This is a genomic window from Qipengyuania sp. HL-TH1, assembly GCF_036365825.1.
GTDB classification, from domain to species: domain Bacteria; phylum Pseudomonadota; class Alphaproteobacteria; order Sphingomonadales; family Sphingomonadaceae; genus Qipengyuania; species Qipengyuania profunda.
Genome location: NZ_CP142675.1, coordinates 204,077 through 221,159 on the forward strand (window position 1 = coordinate 204,077; position 17,083 = coordinate 221,159).

At 65.5% G+C, this 17,083-nt stretch carries 13 protein-coding genes and 1 riboswitch; of the genes, 11 read left to right on the plus strand and 2 right to left on the minus strand.

The genetic code is table 11. The features are described 5' to 3' along the window. Positions 1 to 13: 13 nt before the first annotated feature. Positions 14 to 991, minus strand: a complete 978-nt coding sequence (gene moaA, locus VWN43_RS01600) for a GTP 3',8-cyclase MoaA (RefSeq protein ID WP_320180925.1) — start codon at positions 989 to 991, stop codon at positions 14 to 16. Positions 992 to 1,054: 63 nt separating this feature from the next. Further along, positions 1,055 to 3,082, minus strand: a complete 2,028-nt coding sequence (locus VWN43_RS01605) for a glycoside hydrolase family 3 C-terminal domain-containing protein (RefSeq protein ID WP_320180924.1) — start codon at positions 3,080 to 3,082, stop codon at positions 1,055 to 1,057. 131 nt (positions 3,083 to 3,213) lie between these two features. Here VWN43_RS01605 and VWN43_RS01610 point away from each other — a divergent pair, with 131 nt between their 5' ends. The 11 genes from VWN43_RS01610 to VWN43_RS01660 all read left to right on the plus strand — a co-directional run bounded on the left by VWN43_RS01610 (position 3,214) and on the right by VWN43_RS01660 (position 17,008). Beyond that, a complete protein-coding gene (locus VWN43_RS01610; RefSeq protein ID WP_253519624.1) occupies positions 3,214 to 4,185 on the plus strand; it encodes an ArsR/SmtB family transcription factor in 972 nt (323 codons plus the stop codon). After that, the gene (metF, locus tag VWN43_RS01615; protein WP_253519620.1) at positions 4,182 to 5,108 is read left to right on the plus strand and encodes a methylenetetrahydrofolate reductase; all 927 of its coding nucleotides are present in this window, start codon (positions 4,182 to 4,184) and stop codon (positions 5,106 to 5,108) included. The genes VWN43_RS01610 and metF overlap by 4 nt, the downstream gene beginning before the upstream one ends. Continuing rightward, a complete protein-coding gene (locus VWN43_RS01620; protein WP_320180923.1) occupies positions 5,105 to 6,145 on the plus strand; it encodes a homocysteine S-methyltransferase family protein in 1,041 nt (346 codons plus the stop codon). Before metF ends, VWN43_RS01620 begins: the two co-directional genes overlap by 4 nt. After that, complete coding sequence (locus VWN43_RS01625; RefSeq protein ID WP_320180922.1) at positions 6,142 to 6,669, plus strand: GNAT family N-acetyltransferase; 528 nt, start codon at positions 6,142 to 6,144, stop codon at positions 6,667 to 6,669. The genes VWN43_RS01620 and VWN43_RS01625 overlap by 4 nt, the downstream gene beginning before the upstream one ends. A gap of 3 nt (positions 6,670 to 6,672) precedes the next feature. Continuing rightward, entirely contained in the window at positions 6,673 to 9,276 is a 2,604-nt protein-coding gene (metH, locus tag VWN43_RS01630; RefSeq protein WP_320180921.1) for a methionine synthase, read from the plus strand. 57 nt (positions 9,277 to 9,333) lie between these two features. Next, positions 9,334 to 9,430, plus strand: a riboswitch (glycine riboswitch). 151 nt (positions 9,431 to 9,581) lie between these two features. Next, the gene (gcvT, locus tag VWN43_RS01635) at positions 9,582 to 10,757 is read left to right on the plus strand and encodes a glycine cleavage system aminomethyltransferase GcvT (RefSeq protein ID WP_320180920.1); all 1,176 of its coding nucleotides are present in this window, start codon (positions 9,582 to 9,584) and stop codon (positions 10,755 to 10,757) included. Between the two features lie 5 nt (positions 10,758 to 10,762). After that, on the plus strand, positions 10,763 to 11,134 hold the full coding sequence (gene gcvH / locus VWN43_RS01640) for a glycine cleavage system protein GcvH (protein WP_320180919.1): 372 nt from the start codon (positions 10,763 to 10,765) through the stop codon (positions 11,132 to 11,134). A 35-nt stretch (positions 11,135 to 11,169) separates the two neighbouring features. Further along, positions 11,170 to 12,537 (plus strand): aminomethyl-transferring glycine dehydrogenase subunit GcvPA, encoded by a 1,368-nt coding sequence (gene gcvPA, locus VWN43_RS01645; RefSeq protein ID WP_320180918.1) that lies wholly within the window; start codon positions 11,170 to 11,172, stop codon positions 12,535 to 12,537. Then, positions 12,534 to 14,105 carry an aminomethyl-transferring glycine dehydrogenase subunit GcvPB gene (gcvPB, locus tag VWN43_RS01650; RefSeq protein ID WP_320180917.1) on the plus strand — a complete coding sequence of 524 codons (1,572 nt, stop codon included), beginning with the start codon at positions 12,534 to 12,536 and terminating at the stop codon, positions 14,103 to 14,105. The genes gcvPA and gcvPB overlap by 4 nt, the downstream gene beginning before the upstream one ends. 94 nt (positions 14,106 to 14,199) lie before the next feature. Beyond that, entirely contained in the window at positions 14,200 to 16,296 is a 2,097-nt protein-coding gene (locus VWN43_RS01655; protein ID WP_320180916.1) for an adenylate/guanylate cyclase domain-containing protein, read from the plus strand. Beyond that, positions 16,283 to 17,008 (plus strand): hypothetical protein, encoded by a 726-nt coding sequence (locus tag VWN43_RS01660; protein WP_253519574.1) that lies wholly within the window; start codon positions 16,283 to 16,285, stop codon positions 17,006 to 17,008. Before VWN43_RS01655 ends, VWN43_RS01660 begins: the two co-directional genes overlap by 14 nt. Positions 17,009 to 17,083 lie beyond the last annotated feature (75 nt).

Below are 17,083 nucleotides of genomic sequence, written 5' to 3' on the forward strand. Positions count from 1 at the left end.
CCGCGGGCCTCACCTAGCCGCCGGTCACGCTCATATGGCGGGCGAGCGCGGGTTCGCGCTGGTCAACGTCGAAGGCATGGCGCAGCGGCTTGCCCGCGAGCAGCCGGTCGAGCGCCGCGTCGAGCGCCTCTTCGCCGCCGGCGCGGATGATATCGCGCAGTTCGACCTTCTGGTCGTGCCCGAGGCAGCCATAGACCGTCCCCGTCGCGCCGATCCTGATGCGATTGCAGCCCGCGCAGAAATTGTCGCTCAGCGGCGTAATGAGGCCGAGCCGGGTGCCGGTATCCGCGACATCGAAATAGCGTGCCGGTCCGCCCGTGCGGTGGAGCGAGGGGACGAGCGTGAAACTGCGTTCGATCTTGGCGCGAACCTCGTCGAGCGGCAGATGCGTCGATTGTCGGTCGAGCGACACTTCGCCCAGCGGCATCGCCTCGATCAGGCCAAGGTCCAGCCCGCGCTCGCTGCACCAGCCGAGCAGCGCGGGCAGTTCGTCATCGTTGAGACCGCGCATCGCCACGGCATTGATGCGGATCGCGAGGCCTGCCGCGCGGGCCGCCTCGATCCCGCTGATAACCCGGTCGAACTCGTCGCGCCGCGTCAGCTGGGCGAAGCGTTCACGGTCGAGCGTGTCCAAGCTGACATTGATCCGCCGCACGCCCGCATCATACAAATCCTGCGCCATGTCGGGCAGGCGGGTGCCATTGGTGGTGAGAGTGAGTTCCTCGAGGCCTTCACTACGCAGCCGCGCCAGCCTGCCGACCAGATCCATAATGCCCTTGCGCACCAGGGGTTCGCCGCCGGTCAGCCTGATGCGGCGGACGCCGCGCGCGACCAGATGCCGCGCCAGCGCCTCGATTTCCTCGAATGTCAGCAGGTCCCGGCGGGGGAGGAACTGCATGTCTTCCGCCATGCAATAGGTGCAGCGCAGATTGCAGCGGTCGGTCACCGACAGGCGAATATAGTCGATCTGGCGGCCGAAAGCGTCGCGCATGGCGGTGCCCTACACGCTGGCGGGCGAAGCCGAAACGGATTTTTGGCGCCTTGGGGAAGGCGGCTAACCGACGCTGCGCAGTTTGCCGAACAGGGCCGGCAGCGGTTCGGAGGCGCGCGCCTTGCCCATCGCGTCGGCGACCGCTTGCGGAACTGCGATCTCGATCGCGTGGGCGCGGTCCTCGCTCAGCCCGACCGAGACTTCATAGGTGCCCGGATCGATCACGAAGCGTCCGTCGCGTTCGAACCGGCCAAGCTGGTTGCCGCCGACTTCGAACAGTATCTGGCGGGTTTCCCCGCCGCCGAGCAAGACCCGCTGGAAATCGGCCAGTTCGGTCCGCTCCTGCCCGCGTCCGCCGGGGCGGCGCAGGTAAAGCTGGACGGTTTCGGTGCCCTCATGGCCCCCGACATTGTGCAGAACGGTACTCACAACGAGCCGGTCGTGCCCCAGTTCGGTCGTGGTCTGGCCGAGCCCGAATTCGGAATAATTGAGCCCGTGCCCGAAGGTCAGGCCCACCCGGCCGCGGTCGACCAGCGGTATCGGCAGGCGGCCGCAGGGCGCGAATTCGCCAGTCAGGACATCGGTGATGGCATGGCCCGACATACTGCCCAGCTGACCCGCGTGGATAATGCAGGGCAGTTTCGCGCCGCTGATGTCGGGATCGAGCGGACGCGCTCCGAGCGTGATCAGCACGATGCTCCGGTTGACCGCATAGAGCGCCTCGAGCAGCGTCTGCTGCGCTGCGGTCAGCGTGCTGGTTTCGCCGAGCGTGACAATGACCGTTCCCGCGCGGCGGGCGGCTTCGCTGGCCATGCCGATCGCCATATGGTCCGCATCGATCAGATCACCCGACGACGATCCTGCCTGATCCCGGCGCAAGGCCAGCCCGGGTACGAAATTGTGCGCCAGTTCACGGGTGTCGAACCCGTCGATCAGGCTGGCCCCTTCCTGCGGCAATCCGCCGGTGGGCAGCGACCGGTCACCGGCAGCTTGGCCGACGACGAGGATTTCGCCCGAATCGATGCTCAGCGGAAGCAGCGCAGGGTCGTTGCGGAGCAGGATGATCGCGTGGCGTGCGGCATCGAGCGCAACGGTTCGCGCTCCCGCCGCCGACCGCTTCGGCGTTTCGGTTTCTTCCGGTCCCGCGCTGCGAAACAGGCCAAGGTCGTATTTCGCGCCCAGCACCTTGCGCACGGCATCGTCGAGCTGCAGCGGCGTCACGCGCCCGTCTGCAACCGCTGCCACCACTGCGGCGACAGAGATGTCGGCATAGGGTGCGCCGGTCAGATCCTGTCCTGCCGCCTTGGCGATTTCCGTCCATTCGGCGAGGTCGATCCCTTCGAAACCGCCAGGCCCGCCAATGGCAAAGGTCGCACTGGTCGACTGGTCGCCGTTGTCGAGCGAAGAGGCAATCCGGCCAAGCGCGATACTGGCCGGGGGCGATTCGCGCAGCACACCTGCGACCAGGCGCAGCTGGTCCGCGGGCAAGTGCGCGCCGCGGCGACCCGTCCACGAGGGGTTATCCACGCGCAGGCACGCGAGCATGCTGCCGCCTTCCTGATCCTCGAACTGCAGCCCGCGCACGGTGGCCGATGCCAGGCACCGGGCCAGCAGCCCTGATGCGCCCCAGCTCGCGGAAAGATCCTTGTCGGTATGCGATGTGCTCAGCGCGACGGAGGGCCCGAGCAGCCAGTTCTTGCCTCTATCCCGCGCCTCGGCGGCAACGATGCGCGCGGCGCGCTCGACCACCTCGGGCGCCCAGCTTGCGGCCAGCGCGAAGGGGCTCGGCATGATGACCGCTTCGCCGCGACCGGGAGTGGCGGCATAGAGCAGGGGAATGCCCAAGCGGGTTTCTTCGATGGCCATACTCTGGAGAGTGGCAAACTCGGCGGGCGAGCCGGGACCCACGAGACCGCTCAACTGGCCCCGGCGGAGCTGGTCGCGCACGCGATCGATTGCATCGGTATCGGCTGGATCGGGCGCGCGTTCGAGCGCCAATTGCCCGACCTTCTCCTCCACCGACATGATGGCGAGCAGGTCTTCAACGAAACGCTCGCGTTCGGCGGCGTAATCGGTGGGGCGGCGTGCCATGGCAGGCCCGTGTCCCACAAATAGGTAAACATCTTGTTTTGGTAGGTTCTTCGCTTTGTGGGTCGCGCCGCAAGCCGCTTGTGAAGGGAGGTGATTTACAGATATAAAAATATCTTTATATCCGTCCTGCAATGCGCACCGATACTCTCTTCCGGGCCTTGGCCGACCCTACCCGTCTCAGGATCATGCGCCTGCTGGGATCGATGGAACTGGCCGTGGGCGAAGTCGCGCAGGTGCTGGGGCAGAGCCAGCCCCGCGTATCGCGGCATATCGGCATCCTGTGCGATGCGGGTCTGGCCGAACGCCGCCGCGAAGGCAGCTGGGTCTTCCTGCGCGCTTGCGCGAATGCCAGCGAGGCGCCGCCGCTATGCGCGGCAGTTGCCGATCTGCTGGTCGAAGCCGAAGCGACCGACGCGCCATTTGCCGAGCAATGCGAGCAGGACCGCCGCAAGCTTGCAGCGATCCGCCAGCATCGCGAGAGCGAAGCGCAAGTGTATTTCTCCGACCACGCGCATGATTGGGACGAACTGCGCCGCCTGCATTCCTCTGACGAGGCGGTGGAGGCCGCGCTGGGCAAAGCCCTCGGCACCAGGTCGCTCGGACGCCTGCTCGATATCGGGACCGGCACGGGCCGCATGGCCGAACTTTTCGCCGAACGCGCCGAGCGGATCGTGGCGCTCGACAAGAGCCTCGCGATGCTGCGGGTGGCGCGCGCCAAACTGCAGCACCTGCCGACCGAACGGGTCGAACTGGTGCAGGGCGATTTCGCTTCGCTTTCGTTTGCCGCGGAAAGTTTCGACACGGTGCTGTTCCATCAGGTCCTGCATTTCGCGCAGAACCCGGGCGCGGCGCTGGCCGAGGCGGCGCGTGTGACGCGCCCCGAAGGACGGATCGCGATCGTCGATTTCGCCGCGCACCAGCGCGAGGAGTTGCGCGATCGCCATGCGCATGCGCGGCTGGGCTTCGAAGATGGCCAGATGGCCAGCCTGCTCGACGAAGCAGGGTTCGAGCCAGCGGCCCCGATGGCGCTGGAGGATGGAGAACTGGTGGTGAAGATCTGGATTGCGCAGCGGCGCGCCGCAAACAGGAAGGCCGCATCATGAGCCCGACGATGGACCAGATGCGCGAAGCCCAGCGCGCGCTCGACGCCCCGCTGTTCTCCGGCCTGCCCGGCGACGTCGAGGTGAGCTTCGAATTCTTCCCGCCCAAGAATGACAAGATGAACGAAACGCTGTGGCACAGCGTCGAAACGCTCGCCCCGCTTGGACCGCGCTTCGCCAGCGTCACCTATGGAGCAGGCGGTTCGACGCGCGAACGCACGCATGAACAGGTCGTGCGCATCCAGAACGAAGCGCATATCCCCGCCGCTGCGCATCTGACCTGTGTCGATGCAACGCGCGAACAGGTCGATGCGGTCGCGCGGCACTATTGGGAGGAAGGCATCCGCCACATCGTCGCGCTGCGCGGTGACGCGCCCGACGGCCATTCGCGCTACACGCCGCACCCGGGCGGCTATGCCAATGCGGTCGAGCTGATCGCCGGACTGAAGCAGATCGCCGATTTCGAGATTTCGGTCGCCGCCTATCCCGAGGTTCACCCCGATTCCCCCGATGCGCAGGCCGACATCGCCAATCTCAAGGCCAAGTTCGATGCCGGCGCGACCCGCGCGATCACGCAGTTCTTTTTCGATCCGCAATGCTTCTTCGAGTTCCGCGACAAGGCCGCCGCCGCCGGGATCGAGGGCGAGATCGTGCCCGGGATCATGCCGGTGATGAGCTTCGCCGCGGTCCAGCGGATGTCCGGGCTTTGCGGCACCGCGATCCCGCACTGGATGGAAGGGCTGTTCGAAGGGCTCGACGACCAGCCCGCCGCGCGCCAGCTGGTCAGCGCGACCATCGCCGCCGAAATGTGCCGCCGCCTCTATGCGGGCGGGGTGCGCCAGTTCCATTTCTACACTCTCAACCGCGCCGAGCTCAGCTATGCGATCTGCCACATGCTCGGCCTGCGTCCGAAAGCGAAGCCATGACCAAGCGCGAGCAATTCGAGGCTGCCGCGGCGCAGCGGATCCTGATCAAGGACGGCCCATATGGCACCGCAATCCAGCAGGCCGGGCTGAAGCCTGAAGACTACGCTGCGGGCACCGCTCTGGAACAGGACCAGAAGGGCAATAACGACCTCGTCAACCTGACCCAGCCGCAGGTGATCCGGGCGATCTGCGACAGCTATATCGACGCGGGCGCGCATATCCTCGCCACCAACACCTTCAACGCCAACCGGATCAGCCAGGCGGATTACGGGGCGGAGGACCTGGTCCACGAGATCAATGTCGCCGCAGCGCGCATCATCCGCGAGGCGATCGACGCGCGCACCGATGGCGTACCGCGCTTTGTCGCGGGGGCGGTGGGGCCGACCAACAAGACGCTGTCGCTGTCGCCCGATGTCGAGGACCCGGGCTTTCGCGAGGTTACCTTCGACGAAATCGTCGCGGTCTATGTCGACCAGTGCCGCGCGCTGGTCGAGGGCGGGGCCGATTTCATTCTCATCGAAACCGTGTTCGACACGCTCAATTGCAAGGCCGCGATCATGGCGGTGAGACAGCTCGAACGCGAGCTTGGCCGCGATCTCCCGTTGATGATCTCGCTGACGCTGACCGACCTGTCGGGGCGCAATCTGTCGGGCCATACGGTCGAGGCGTTCTGGTACACGGTGCGGCATGCCAAGCCGCTGACCATCGGACTCAATTGCAGCTTCGGCGCCGAACAGCTGCGCCCGCATGTCCAGCTGCTGTCCGATATCGCCGATACCTATCTGATGGCTTATCCCAACGCCGGCCTGCCCAATGATCTGGGCGAATATGACGAGCTGCCCGAAACCACCGCGGCGCTGACCCGGGTCTGGGCGGAGAACGGCCGCATCAATGCGCTGGGCGGCTGCTGCGGCTCGACCCCGGCGCATATCGCCGCGATGGCGGCAGCGGTCGAAGGGCTGGCGCCGCGTATCCCGCCGAGCACGAAGCCCGACATGCGCCTCGCGGGGCTCGAGCCGTTTACGGTTGCGGCATGAGCGATTCGCTTGCGAACCGCGCGGTCATCCGCACCGCAGGCGTCGCTGACGCCGGGCGGCTGTCATTGATCGCCAACGCCTCCTTCCTCGAAACCTTCGCCGGAATGATCGCGGGCGATGCACTGGTCGCGCATTGCGAGACGCAGCATGCACCCGCCTATCTCGCCCGGCTTCTGGACGCAGGCGCGCGGGCATGGCTGGCGGAAGTCGACGATGCCCCGGTCGGCTACGCCCTGCTCAACCGGCCCGAACTCGATGCCGCGCGCGATGGCGATATCGAGCTCAAGAAAATCTACCTGCTGTCGCGGTTCCACGGCAGCGGTATCGCGCGCGAGCTGTTCGACGCGGCCAAGGCCGGTGCGCGGGGGCATCAGCGTCTGCTGCTCGGCGTAAAGGACGACAACCGCCGCGCCATCGCCTTCTATACCAAGCAGGGGTTCAGGAAGATCGCGACGCGCCGCTTCGATGTCGGCGGCACACTTTACGATGATGTCGTGCTCGCACGCGAACTCGACCGAGACTGAGCAATGACCGACCAATCCACCGCCCGCTTCGTCAATATCGGCGAACGCACCAATGTGACCGGCTCGGCGCGGTTCAAGAAACTGATCATGGCGGGCGATTACGATACCGCGGTGGAAGTCGCGCGCCAGCAGGTCGAAAACGGTGCGCAGGTGATCGACGTTAATATGGACGAGGGCCTGCTCGATGCCGAGCATGCCATGACCACCTTCCTCAAGCTGATCGCCGCCGAACCCGACATCGCGCGTGTCCCGGTGATGATCGACAGTTCCAAATGGGACGTGATCGAGGCCGGCCTCAAATGCGTTTCGGGCAAGCCGATCGTCAATTCGATCAGCATGAAAGAGGGCGAGGCGCAGTTCCTCGAGCAAGCCCGCAAATGCATGGACTATGGCGCGGCAGTGGTCGTCATGGCGTTCGACGAGACCGGTCAGGCGGACACCAAGGATCGCAAGGTCGCCATCTGCTCGCGCGCCTACGACCTGCTTACCGGGATCGGCTTCCCGCCCGAGGACATCATCTTCGATCCGAACATTTTCGCAGTCGCGACCGGGATCGAGGAGCACGACCGCTACGGGCTCGACGTCATCGAAGCGCTGGCCGAGATCAAGGCGCAGCTCCCGCATGTGCGCACCAGCGGCGGACTGTCCAATCTGAGCTTCAGCTTCCGCGGTAACGAGACCGTGCGCCGCGCCATGCATTCGGTCTTCCTCTACCATGCGATCCCCGCCGGGCTCGACATGGCGATCGTCAATGCGGGCCAGCTCGACGTCTACGACCAGATCGACTCCGTCCTGCGCGAGGCGTGCGAGGATGTGATCCTCATGCGCCGCCCCGATGCGACCGAGCGGCTGATCGACCTTGCCGAGAGCTACAAGGGCAAGACCGCGGCCGAGGAAAAGGCCGCCGAGGAATGGCGCGGCTGGCCGGTCGAACGCCGGCTCGAACACGCGCTGGTCAAGGGCATCGACGCGCATGTGGTGGCCGACACCGAAGAGGCGCGCCAGCGTTTCGACCGTCCGATCGAAGTGATCGAAGGCCCGCTGATGGACGGCATGAATGTCGTCGGCGACCTGTTCGGCAGCGGCAAGATGTTCCTCCCGCAAGTGGTCAAATCGGCGCGCGTGATGAAAAAGGCGGTCGCGCATCTGATTCCCTTCATCGAAGCGGGGAAGGAAGAAGGCGCGCGCGCCAAGGGCATCATCATCATGGCGACGGTGAAGGGCGATGTGCACGACATCGGCAAGAACATCGTCGGCGTGGTGTTGCAGTGCAATGGCTATGAAGTGATCGACCTGGGCGTGATGGTGCCCTGGTCGCAGATCCTTGCCGCGGCGAAGGAACACGATGCCGACATGATCGGCCTGTCGGGTCTTATCACCCCTTCGCTCGACGAAATGGTCACCGTGGCGGAGGAAATGAAGACCGCGGAAATGACCATGCCGCTGCTGATCGGCGGGGCGACCACTAGCAAGGTGCACACCGCGCTGCGCATCGATCCCGCCTATCCCGGGCCGGTGATCCACGTGCTCGACGCCAGCCGCGCGGTCGGCGTGGTCAGCCGTCTCCTGTCCGACACGCAGCGCGATGAATTCGTCGACACCACCGCCGCCGACTATACCCATGTCCGCGATACACGTGCGGGCAAGGGGCAGAGCGAATTGCTCAGCCTCGCCGATGCGCGGGCTAATTTCTACGACGCGTTCCTGTCCGACAAGGCCGCCCCGCCGCTGCACCCCGGCGTGCATGTGTTCGATGATTGGGACCTTGCCGAACTGCGCAGCTATATCGACTGGACGCCGTTCTTCCGTGCGTGGGAATTGCACGGCACCTATCCCAAGATTCTCGACGATCCGGTGGTCGGCGAAAGCGCGCGCAGCCTCAAGGCCGATGCCGAGGCAATGCTCGACCGGATCGTGACCGAGAAATGGTTCACCCCGCGCGGGGTCGCGGGCTTCTGGCCCTGCGCGCGCGATGGCGACGATGTCACGCTGCACCTGGCCGAGGAAGAGCGGCATGTGACGCTGCCCTTCCTGCGCCAGCAGGTGAAGAAATCGCGCGACCGCGCCAATATGTGCCTCGCCGATTTCATCGATCCGGCGGGTGACTGGCTGGGCGGCTTCGCGGTCGGCATCCACGGGATCGAGGAGCATTCGCAGCGCTTCCTCGCCGACAAGGACGATTACTCGGACATCCTGCTCAAGGCGCTGGCGGACCGGTTCGCCGAGGCTTTTGCCGAGCGGCTGCACCAGCATGCGCGCACCGATCTGTGGGGCTATGCCCCGCAGGAACAGCTGACCAATGAAGCGCTGATCAAGGAGCAATATCGCGGGATCCGCCCAGCGCCGGGCTATCCCGCCTGCCCCGATCACAGCCTCAAGCCGATCCTGTTCGAACTGCTCGATGCCGAGGCGAATACCGGCATCAGCCTGACCGAGAACTTCGCCATGTATCCCACCGCCGCGGTCAGCGGGTTCTATTTCGGCCACCCCGAAGCGCAATATTTCGGCGTGGCCCGCGTCGGGCGCGACCAGTTGGAAGACTATGCCGCCCGCCGCAATGTGGATATCGCCACGGCGGAACGCTGGTTGCGGCCAAACCTGGATTGACCGCGCTGCGGTAATATCGCAGTGCAGCACAGGTCGGCTGCAGGAGCGATTCTGCGGCAGGCGCGCACGGGAGAGCCCGGATGGCGACGTCCATCCGGCGCCGAAGGAGCAACCGCCCCGGAAACTCTCAGGCTAAACGGACCGTGCGCTCCATCGGCACTCTGGAAAGCGCCGCGCGCCTGCGCGCGGCCACCGAAGGGGTAAGCGCACCCATCCGTGCGCCAGTCTCTCAGGTTTCCCGACAGAGGGGGCATGGTTTTCGGCGCACCGCGAGGGCGCGCCCCCATGCTTGTGAGGGACGGGACTTGAGCGACGACACCGAAGATACGATTGCCGAAACCGAAACGCTGCCGCTCGATGCGTGGCATCGCCGCAAGGGCGCGCGGATGGTACCCTTTGCGGGGTACCACATGCCGATCCAGTACGAAGGCATCGTTATCGAACATGGCTGGACCCGCACCCAGGCAGGCCTGTTCGATGTCAGCCATATGGGCCAGCTGATGGTCACCGGCGACAAGGCCGCTGCGGAACTCGAAAAGCTGCTACCCGGGGCGATCGCATCGCTCAAGCCGGGCAAGGTGCGCTATTCGCTGCTGATCGGCGAGGATGGCGGCATCCTCGACGATCTCATGGTCACCAATGCGACGCCGTGGATCGAAGGCGACGAAGAAGCGGGCACCGAGGGACACTGGGGCGAACCGGCCTATTACCTCGTGGTCAATGGCGCGATGAAATGGGACGACATCGCCCATCTGCGCGAACATCTCGATGACGATGTCACGCTCACCCACATGGACGAACACGCGCTGATCGCGCTGCAGGGCCCCAATGCGGCGACCGCGCTCAACCGCGTGATGCGCAATGTCATCGACGACATGGTCTTCATGGAAAGCGTGGTCCACGACTTCGGCGAATGGCCTCTGCGGATCACGCGTTCGGGCTATACCGGCGAGGACGGGTTCGAAATCTCGGTCCCGGCCGAATTCGCCGAAAGCCTCGCCGATCGCCTGTGCGCCGAAATCGAAGTGCGCCCGATCGGTCTGGGCGCGCGCGACAGCCTGCGGCTCGAAGCGGGCCTGCCGCTCTATGGCCACGACATCACCCCCGAAACCGATCCCGTCTCCGCCGATCTCGGCTTTGCGCTGACCAAGCGCCGCCGCGAGGAAGGCGGCTGGATGGGTCACGAACCCGTGATGAAGGCGTTTACCGAGGGACCCGCCCAGAAGCGCGTCGGCCTCGCCATCGACGGCCGGATGCCCGCCCGCGAAGGCGCGCTGGTCTATTCGGGCGATACGCAGGTCGGCCGCATCACCAGCGGCGGCTTCTCCCCCACGCTCGAACGGCCCATCGCCATGGGCTATGTCAACACCGCGCTTGCCGCCGAAGGCACCGAACTCGAAGTCGAGGTGCGGAAGAAGAGGCTCCCCGCCACGGTCGCCTCGCTCCCCTTCGTCCCCCATCGCTACCACAGAGGGAAATGATCGAAATGGCCCGCTATTTTACCGATGAACATGAATGGATCGACGTCGAGGGCGACACCGCCACCGTCGGGATCACCGATTACGCACAAGGCCAGCTGGGCGACATCGTCTTCGTCGAACTGCCCGATGTCGGCAGCGTGATCGAGAAGGGCAAGGATGCCGCCGTGGTCGAAAGCGTCAAGGCGGCGAGCGATGTCTACGCGCCGATCAGCGGCGAGATCATGGAAACCAACGACGCGCTCGAAGACGACCCCGCGCTGGTCAACACCGCTCCCGAAGAGGACGGCTGGTTCTTCAAGATGACCATCGGCGACAAGTCGGAGTTCGACGGTCTGATGGACCTGGCCGCCTACAAGAGCTTCTGCGACGGGCTTTGATCCGCTGATGCCCTGTGGGGCGTGAAGGAACCACGATGCGCTACCTACCCCTGACCGATACCGACCGTTCGGCCATGCTCGACACGATCGGCGCGCCCGATATCGATGCGCTGTTTGCCGATGTGCCCGAGGCGGCGCGGCTCTCCGGCCCGATCGAAGGCCTGCCGATGCACGCCAGCGAAATGGCGGTCGAGAAGCATATGCGGCGGCTGAGCAAGAAGAACCTCGCCGCAGCCGATGCGGCGTTCTTCCTCGGGGCAGGGGCGTACAAGCACCATATCCCGGCCAGCGTCGACCACATCATCCAGCGCGGCGAGTTCCTGACCGCCTACACGCCCTACCAGCCCGAAATCGCGCAGGGCACGCTGCAGATGCTGTTCGAATTCCAGACGCAGGTCGCGCGGCTCTATGGCTGCGCGGTCGCCAATGCCTCGATGTACGACGGCTCGACCGCATGCTGGGAAGCGGTGGCGATGGCGGGCCGTGTGGCGCGCGGCAAGAAGCGCAAGGTCGTGCTCTCGGGCGCGCTTCACCCGCATTATGCCGAAGTGGTGCGGACGATGGCCAAGTTCACCGACGACGAGATCGCCGGTGCGCCGCCCAGCCTGACCGCCAGGCCCGACGATGACGGGCTGATCGCGCGGATCGACGGGGACACCAGCTGCGTCGTGGTGCAATATCCCGATATCCTCGGCCGCCTGCCCGACCTCGCGAAAATCGCCGAGGCCGCGCATGACAAGGGCGCGCTGCTGATCGCGGTCAACACCGAACCCGTGGCGCTCGGCGCGATTGCATCGCCGGGTGAGCTGGGCGCGGATATCGTAGTTGGCGAAGGCCAGTCGATCGGCGTCGGCCTGCAATTCGGCGGCCCCTATCTCGGCCTGTTCGCCGTGCGCGATGAAAAGCATGTCCGGCAGATGCCGGGGCGCCTGTGCGGCGAGACTGCCGATGCGGAGGGCAAGCGCGGCTTCGTGCTAACGCTGTCGACGCGCGAACAGCATATCCGCCGCGAGAAGGCGACTTCGAACATCTGCACCAATTCGGGGCTCTGCGCGCTGGCGTTCAATGTCCATATGACGCTGCTCGGCGAAAAGGGGCTGCGCCGGCTGGCGATGGAGAACCACCGGCTCGCCTGCTTTGCCGCCGACCGGCTGGCCAAGGTGCCCGGCGTGAAGCTGCTCAACGACACCTTCTTTAACGAGTTCACGCTGCTGCTCGACGGCGATGCGCGCAGCATCGTGCGCAAGCTGACGCAGCAGGACATCCTCGCGGGCGTCTCGCTCGCACGGCTGTTCCCGGGCCATGATGCGCTGTCCAACGGGCTGCTCGTCGCGGTTACCGAAACAACGACCGAGGAGGATGTGGAAACGCTTGCCTCCGCACTCGAGGAGGTGCTGGCATGAACGCGCCCAACGCATCGGGCTGGAAGCCCGGCACCCCCGTCGAAGGACACAATGCGATGAGCGGTCCCGATACCGCCACCGGCAACCGCGCGCTGATGCTCGAGGAACCGCTACTGTTCGAGATCGGCCATGTCGAAACCACCGGGGTGGACCTGCCCGAACCGCAGGCGGGAGCCAATCGCCTCGGCGGGTTCGACCGCAAGGATCCGATCGGCCTGCCGGGCCTGTCCGAACCCGAAACCGTGCGCCACTACACGCGCCTGAGCCGGCAGAACTACGCGATCGACCTCGGTCTGTTCCCGCTCGGCTCGTGCACCATGAAGCATAATCCGCGGCTCAACGAGAAGATCGCGCGCATGCCTGGCTTTGCCGACGTCCATCCGCTGCAGCCGGTCGATACGGTGCGAGGCGCGCTCGAAGTGATCAACGAACTGGCATTCTGGCTGATCGATCTGACCGGAATGCAGGGCGTCGCGATGAGCCCCAAGGCCGGGGCGCATGGCGAATTATGCGGCATCTTGTGCATCCGTGCCGCGCTCGAAGCCCGCGGCGATGCGCGCGAGGTCATCCTCGTCCCCGAAAGCGCGCATGGCACCAACCCCGCCACCGCGGCTTTCGCCGGCTACCGTGTCGAGGATATTCCGGCCAATTCCGACGGAAGGGTCGATCTAGAAGCGCTGAAGGCGCGCCTTGGCCCCGATGTTGCGGGGGTGATGATCACCAATCCCAACACCTGCGGCCTGTTCGAACGCGACATGAAGGCGATTTCGGATGCGGTCCACGAGGCCGGCGGCTTCGTCTATTGCGACGGCGCGAACTTCAATGCCGTCGTCGGCAAGGTGCGCCCCGGCGACCTCGGCGTCGATGCGATGCACATCAACCTGCACAAGACCTTCTCCACCCCGCATGGCGGCGGCGGCCCGGGTTCGGGCCCGGTCGTGCTATCCGAAGCGCTCTGCCCCTATGGCCCGCTGCCGTTCACCGCGCGGACCAAGGATGGCGTGGTCCGCCTGGTCGAGGAAGAGAACGCTGCCGAATTCGACCACACCAAGGCCTTCGGCCGGATGACCGCTTTCCACGGTCAGATGGGCATGTTCACCCGCGCGCTGGCCTATATCCTCAGCCACGGTGCCGATGGCCTCAAGCAGGTGTCCGAAGACGCCGTGCTCAATGCCAATTACATCCTGCGCAGCCTCGAAGACGTGCTCGATGCACCCTTCGGCCACAGCGGGCCGTGCATGCATGAAGCGCTGTTCAGCGACAAAGGCTTCGCCGACGATGTCTCGACGCTCGATCTGGCCAAGGCGCTGATCGACGAGGGCTATCACCCGATGACGATGTATTTCCCGCTGGTGGTGCATGGCGCGATGCTGGTCGAACCGACCGAGACCGAGAGCAAGGCGGCGCTCGACCAGTTCATCATGGCGCTGCGCAGCGTAGCCGGGCGCGCCAAGGCGGGTGACGAAACGCTCAAGACCGCGCCGCACTACGCGCCGCGGCGCCGGCTCGACGAAACGCAGGCCGCGCGCAAGCCGGTGCTGGCGTGGAACGATCCCGATATGGCATGACGCTAACGGGGGTTGCGGCATTGCGTTACTGCTCTACAACCGCCGGATAACACAATAAAAATGGGTCGTTCGATGGACCGCGGGGAGGCGGGGGTTGAGCGAGGACAGGGACGACAATCTGCTGATCCGCGGCTGGCGCAATGTGCGCGAGGCCGGCCCGCGTCGTCTGGTGTTGACCGCGGTGCTGGTGCTCATGGCGCTGCTGATCGCGCGCTACAGCTGGAACATCCCGCACGAGGTGGTCCCCGACGAATGGCGTATCGAAGGCGCCGAGAATGTCGACATCACCACGCCGGGTACGGGCGACGCCGAACGCGCGCTGTATGACTGGCGCAGCTCGATCTTGGCGGACAAGATCGAACAGGACGATCGCATCACGATGGTGGTCTATGACGACCAGACGCTGATCGCCGCGCGCAAACGCTCGCCGCTCGATCGCGGGATGCTGTCGCGCGCGCTGCAGATCATCGACGGGATGGAGCCCAAGGCGATCGGGCTCGATATTCTGTTCGACCAGCCGCAGGACGAGGATGCCGAGCTGCTCGCCACCTTGCGCGGCATGCAGACCCCGACGCTCGTCGGCTACGCCAATTTCGCGACCAATGAAGCCGATATCGTCTACGACCAGCAGGTCTATCTCGAGGAGTTCCTCGCCCAGCTCGAAGGGTCGAATGCGACCCCCGCCAGCATCCGGCTCGACAACACCAATGGCGTGACGCGCAAATGGCCGAGCATCGAACCCGACCTGCCGCCGGTGCTGGGCCGCGCCATGCTCCGCGCCGCGGGCGAGGGCGAGCTGGCACTGCCGGGCTACGAAGGGGCGTTGCGCTATCGCCATCCCGCGTTCGAGAACGAGCCGATGTACGGACGTCTCCAGATCGACAATTTCCTCGATCCGGTGCTGATGGAAATTCCCGAGGTGCGCGCCATGCTGCGCGAACAGATCGAAGGCCGCTATATCCTCGTCGGCGGCGACATCATCGATTACGACCGCGTCCAGACCACCCTCTCCAGCGTCATCGGCGAAAATCCCGCCGGGCTGCGCGTCCATGCGGATATGATCGCGCAAATGCTCGACGGCGATCGGCGCGGGCAGGTGGGGGGCCTCACCCTGTGGATGATGGCGATACTGGTGGTCGCCACTGCCGTGCTCACCGGTCTGCTCGAATGGGGTAGCTGGCGCATCTACCTGCTGCTCGCGGCGCAGTTCGGCACCTTTATCGGCGTGCCTTTCGTGATGGAATGGCAGGGGGTCGATACGCTCGGCGTGCCCGCTGCCGGCTGGCTGCTTGGCTGGATCATCGCCTTTACCGCAGTGGTGTCCGCCGCGCGCGCGAGCGGCGCGGTGCAGCGGAATTTCGCGCAAGGCGCGCTGGGCAAATACCTCCCGCGCGAAATGGCGCAGGAAATCCTCGAAAACCCGCAGTTGCTCTCGCTTCATGGCGAGAAGAAGGAACTCTTCGTACTGTTCTCGGACCTCGAAGGCTTCACCAAGATGAGCCATGCGATCGAGCCGGAAATGGTCGCCAAGCTGCTCAACCGCTATCTCGACATGCTGTCGGACGTGGTGCTCGATCATGGCGGCGTGATCGACAAATTCGTCGGCGATGCGGTGGTCGCCTTCTGGGGCGCACCGATCGCGCGGCCCGACGATGGCGAGCGCGCCGCCCGCGCCGGTTACGCCCTGTGGCAGGCGGGCGAGGCGTTTCGCGAAGAAGTCGCGGCGATGGACGCCGGGCTGCCCAAGATCGGCAAAACCCGCGTGGGGCTGCATTTCGGCGAGGCGGTGGTCGGCAATTTCGGCGGCGAGAACCGCATCCAGTATACCGCGCTGGGGGACAGCATGAACACTGCCGCACGGCTCGAGGCGGCCAACAAGGCGCTGGCATCCAGCGTCATGGCCAGCCGCGAATTCTCCGACCGGGCGGGGCTCGACTGGTGGCGTCCGATGGGCCGCGTGGTCCTGCGCGGACGCGCGCGCGCCGTCGAGCTGATGGAGCCGGTACCCGATTTCCCCGCTGCCGATCGGGCATTGCTGGCGGATGCATACAAGCTGGTCGGGACGGACGATGCTAGGGCAGCGGAGATCATCGCCGATGTCGTCAGCCGTCATCCGGCTGACACGGCGCTGGAAAACCTGTTATATCGAATTCAGAACCTGGATGATGGAGGGGCTTATGTCCTCGGTTAAGAACATACTCGCAGGGGCCGCGCTCTCGTTTGCAGCGCTCGGTTTTCTTGGATCGACACCCGCGCAGGCCGGGGTGGTGGTCAAGTCCAGCGGGCCGTCTGCCGAAACCTATCCGGTGGGCAAGAAGCTCGACGATGCGGCGAGCGTTACGCTCCGCACCGGCGACAGCATCACCGTGCTGACCGGCAGCGGGACACGCGTTATCTCGGGTCCGGGCACGCACCGGGTGGGGGCACGCGGCGCGAGCAAGCGGACCGCCTTTGCCATGCTCACCCGCCAGCAGTCGGGCGCCCGCGTCCGGACGGGGGCGGTGCGCGGCGGGGCTACCGGATCGTCCACCAATTCGAATCTGTGGAACATCGACATCAGCCGTCCGGGCAAGGTCTGCCTCCCGGCAGGCGATGCCATCACCTTCTGGCGTCCCTCGATCGAAGGCGGGGAAACCTGGGTGCTGGGTTCGGCGATTTCGGATTTCCACCTCCATTTCACCTTCGAGGACGGCTCCGCCACCGCGTCGCTCAGCGCCGACGAACTGCCGCTGGCGCAGAACCGGCTCTACGACCTGTCGGGTCCGGCGGGCGGGGCGAAGCAGCGCCTCGAATTCATCGCGCTGGACGAAACGCCGCAAGATCCCGAAGATCTAGCCGTTGCGCTGGCCAATCTGGGTTGCATGGGCCAGCTTGACCTCTTGAGCGAGAAACTGGCGAGCTAAGCAACTACCGGTGGCCCCGCGGCACGGGGCATGGCGGCTGCCGCGGGGGGCGGCAGCAGCAGATTAGGGCAATCG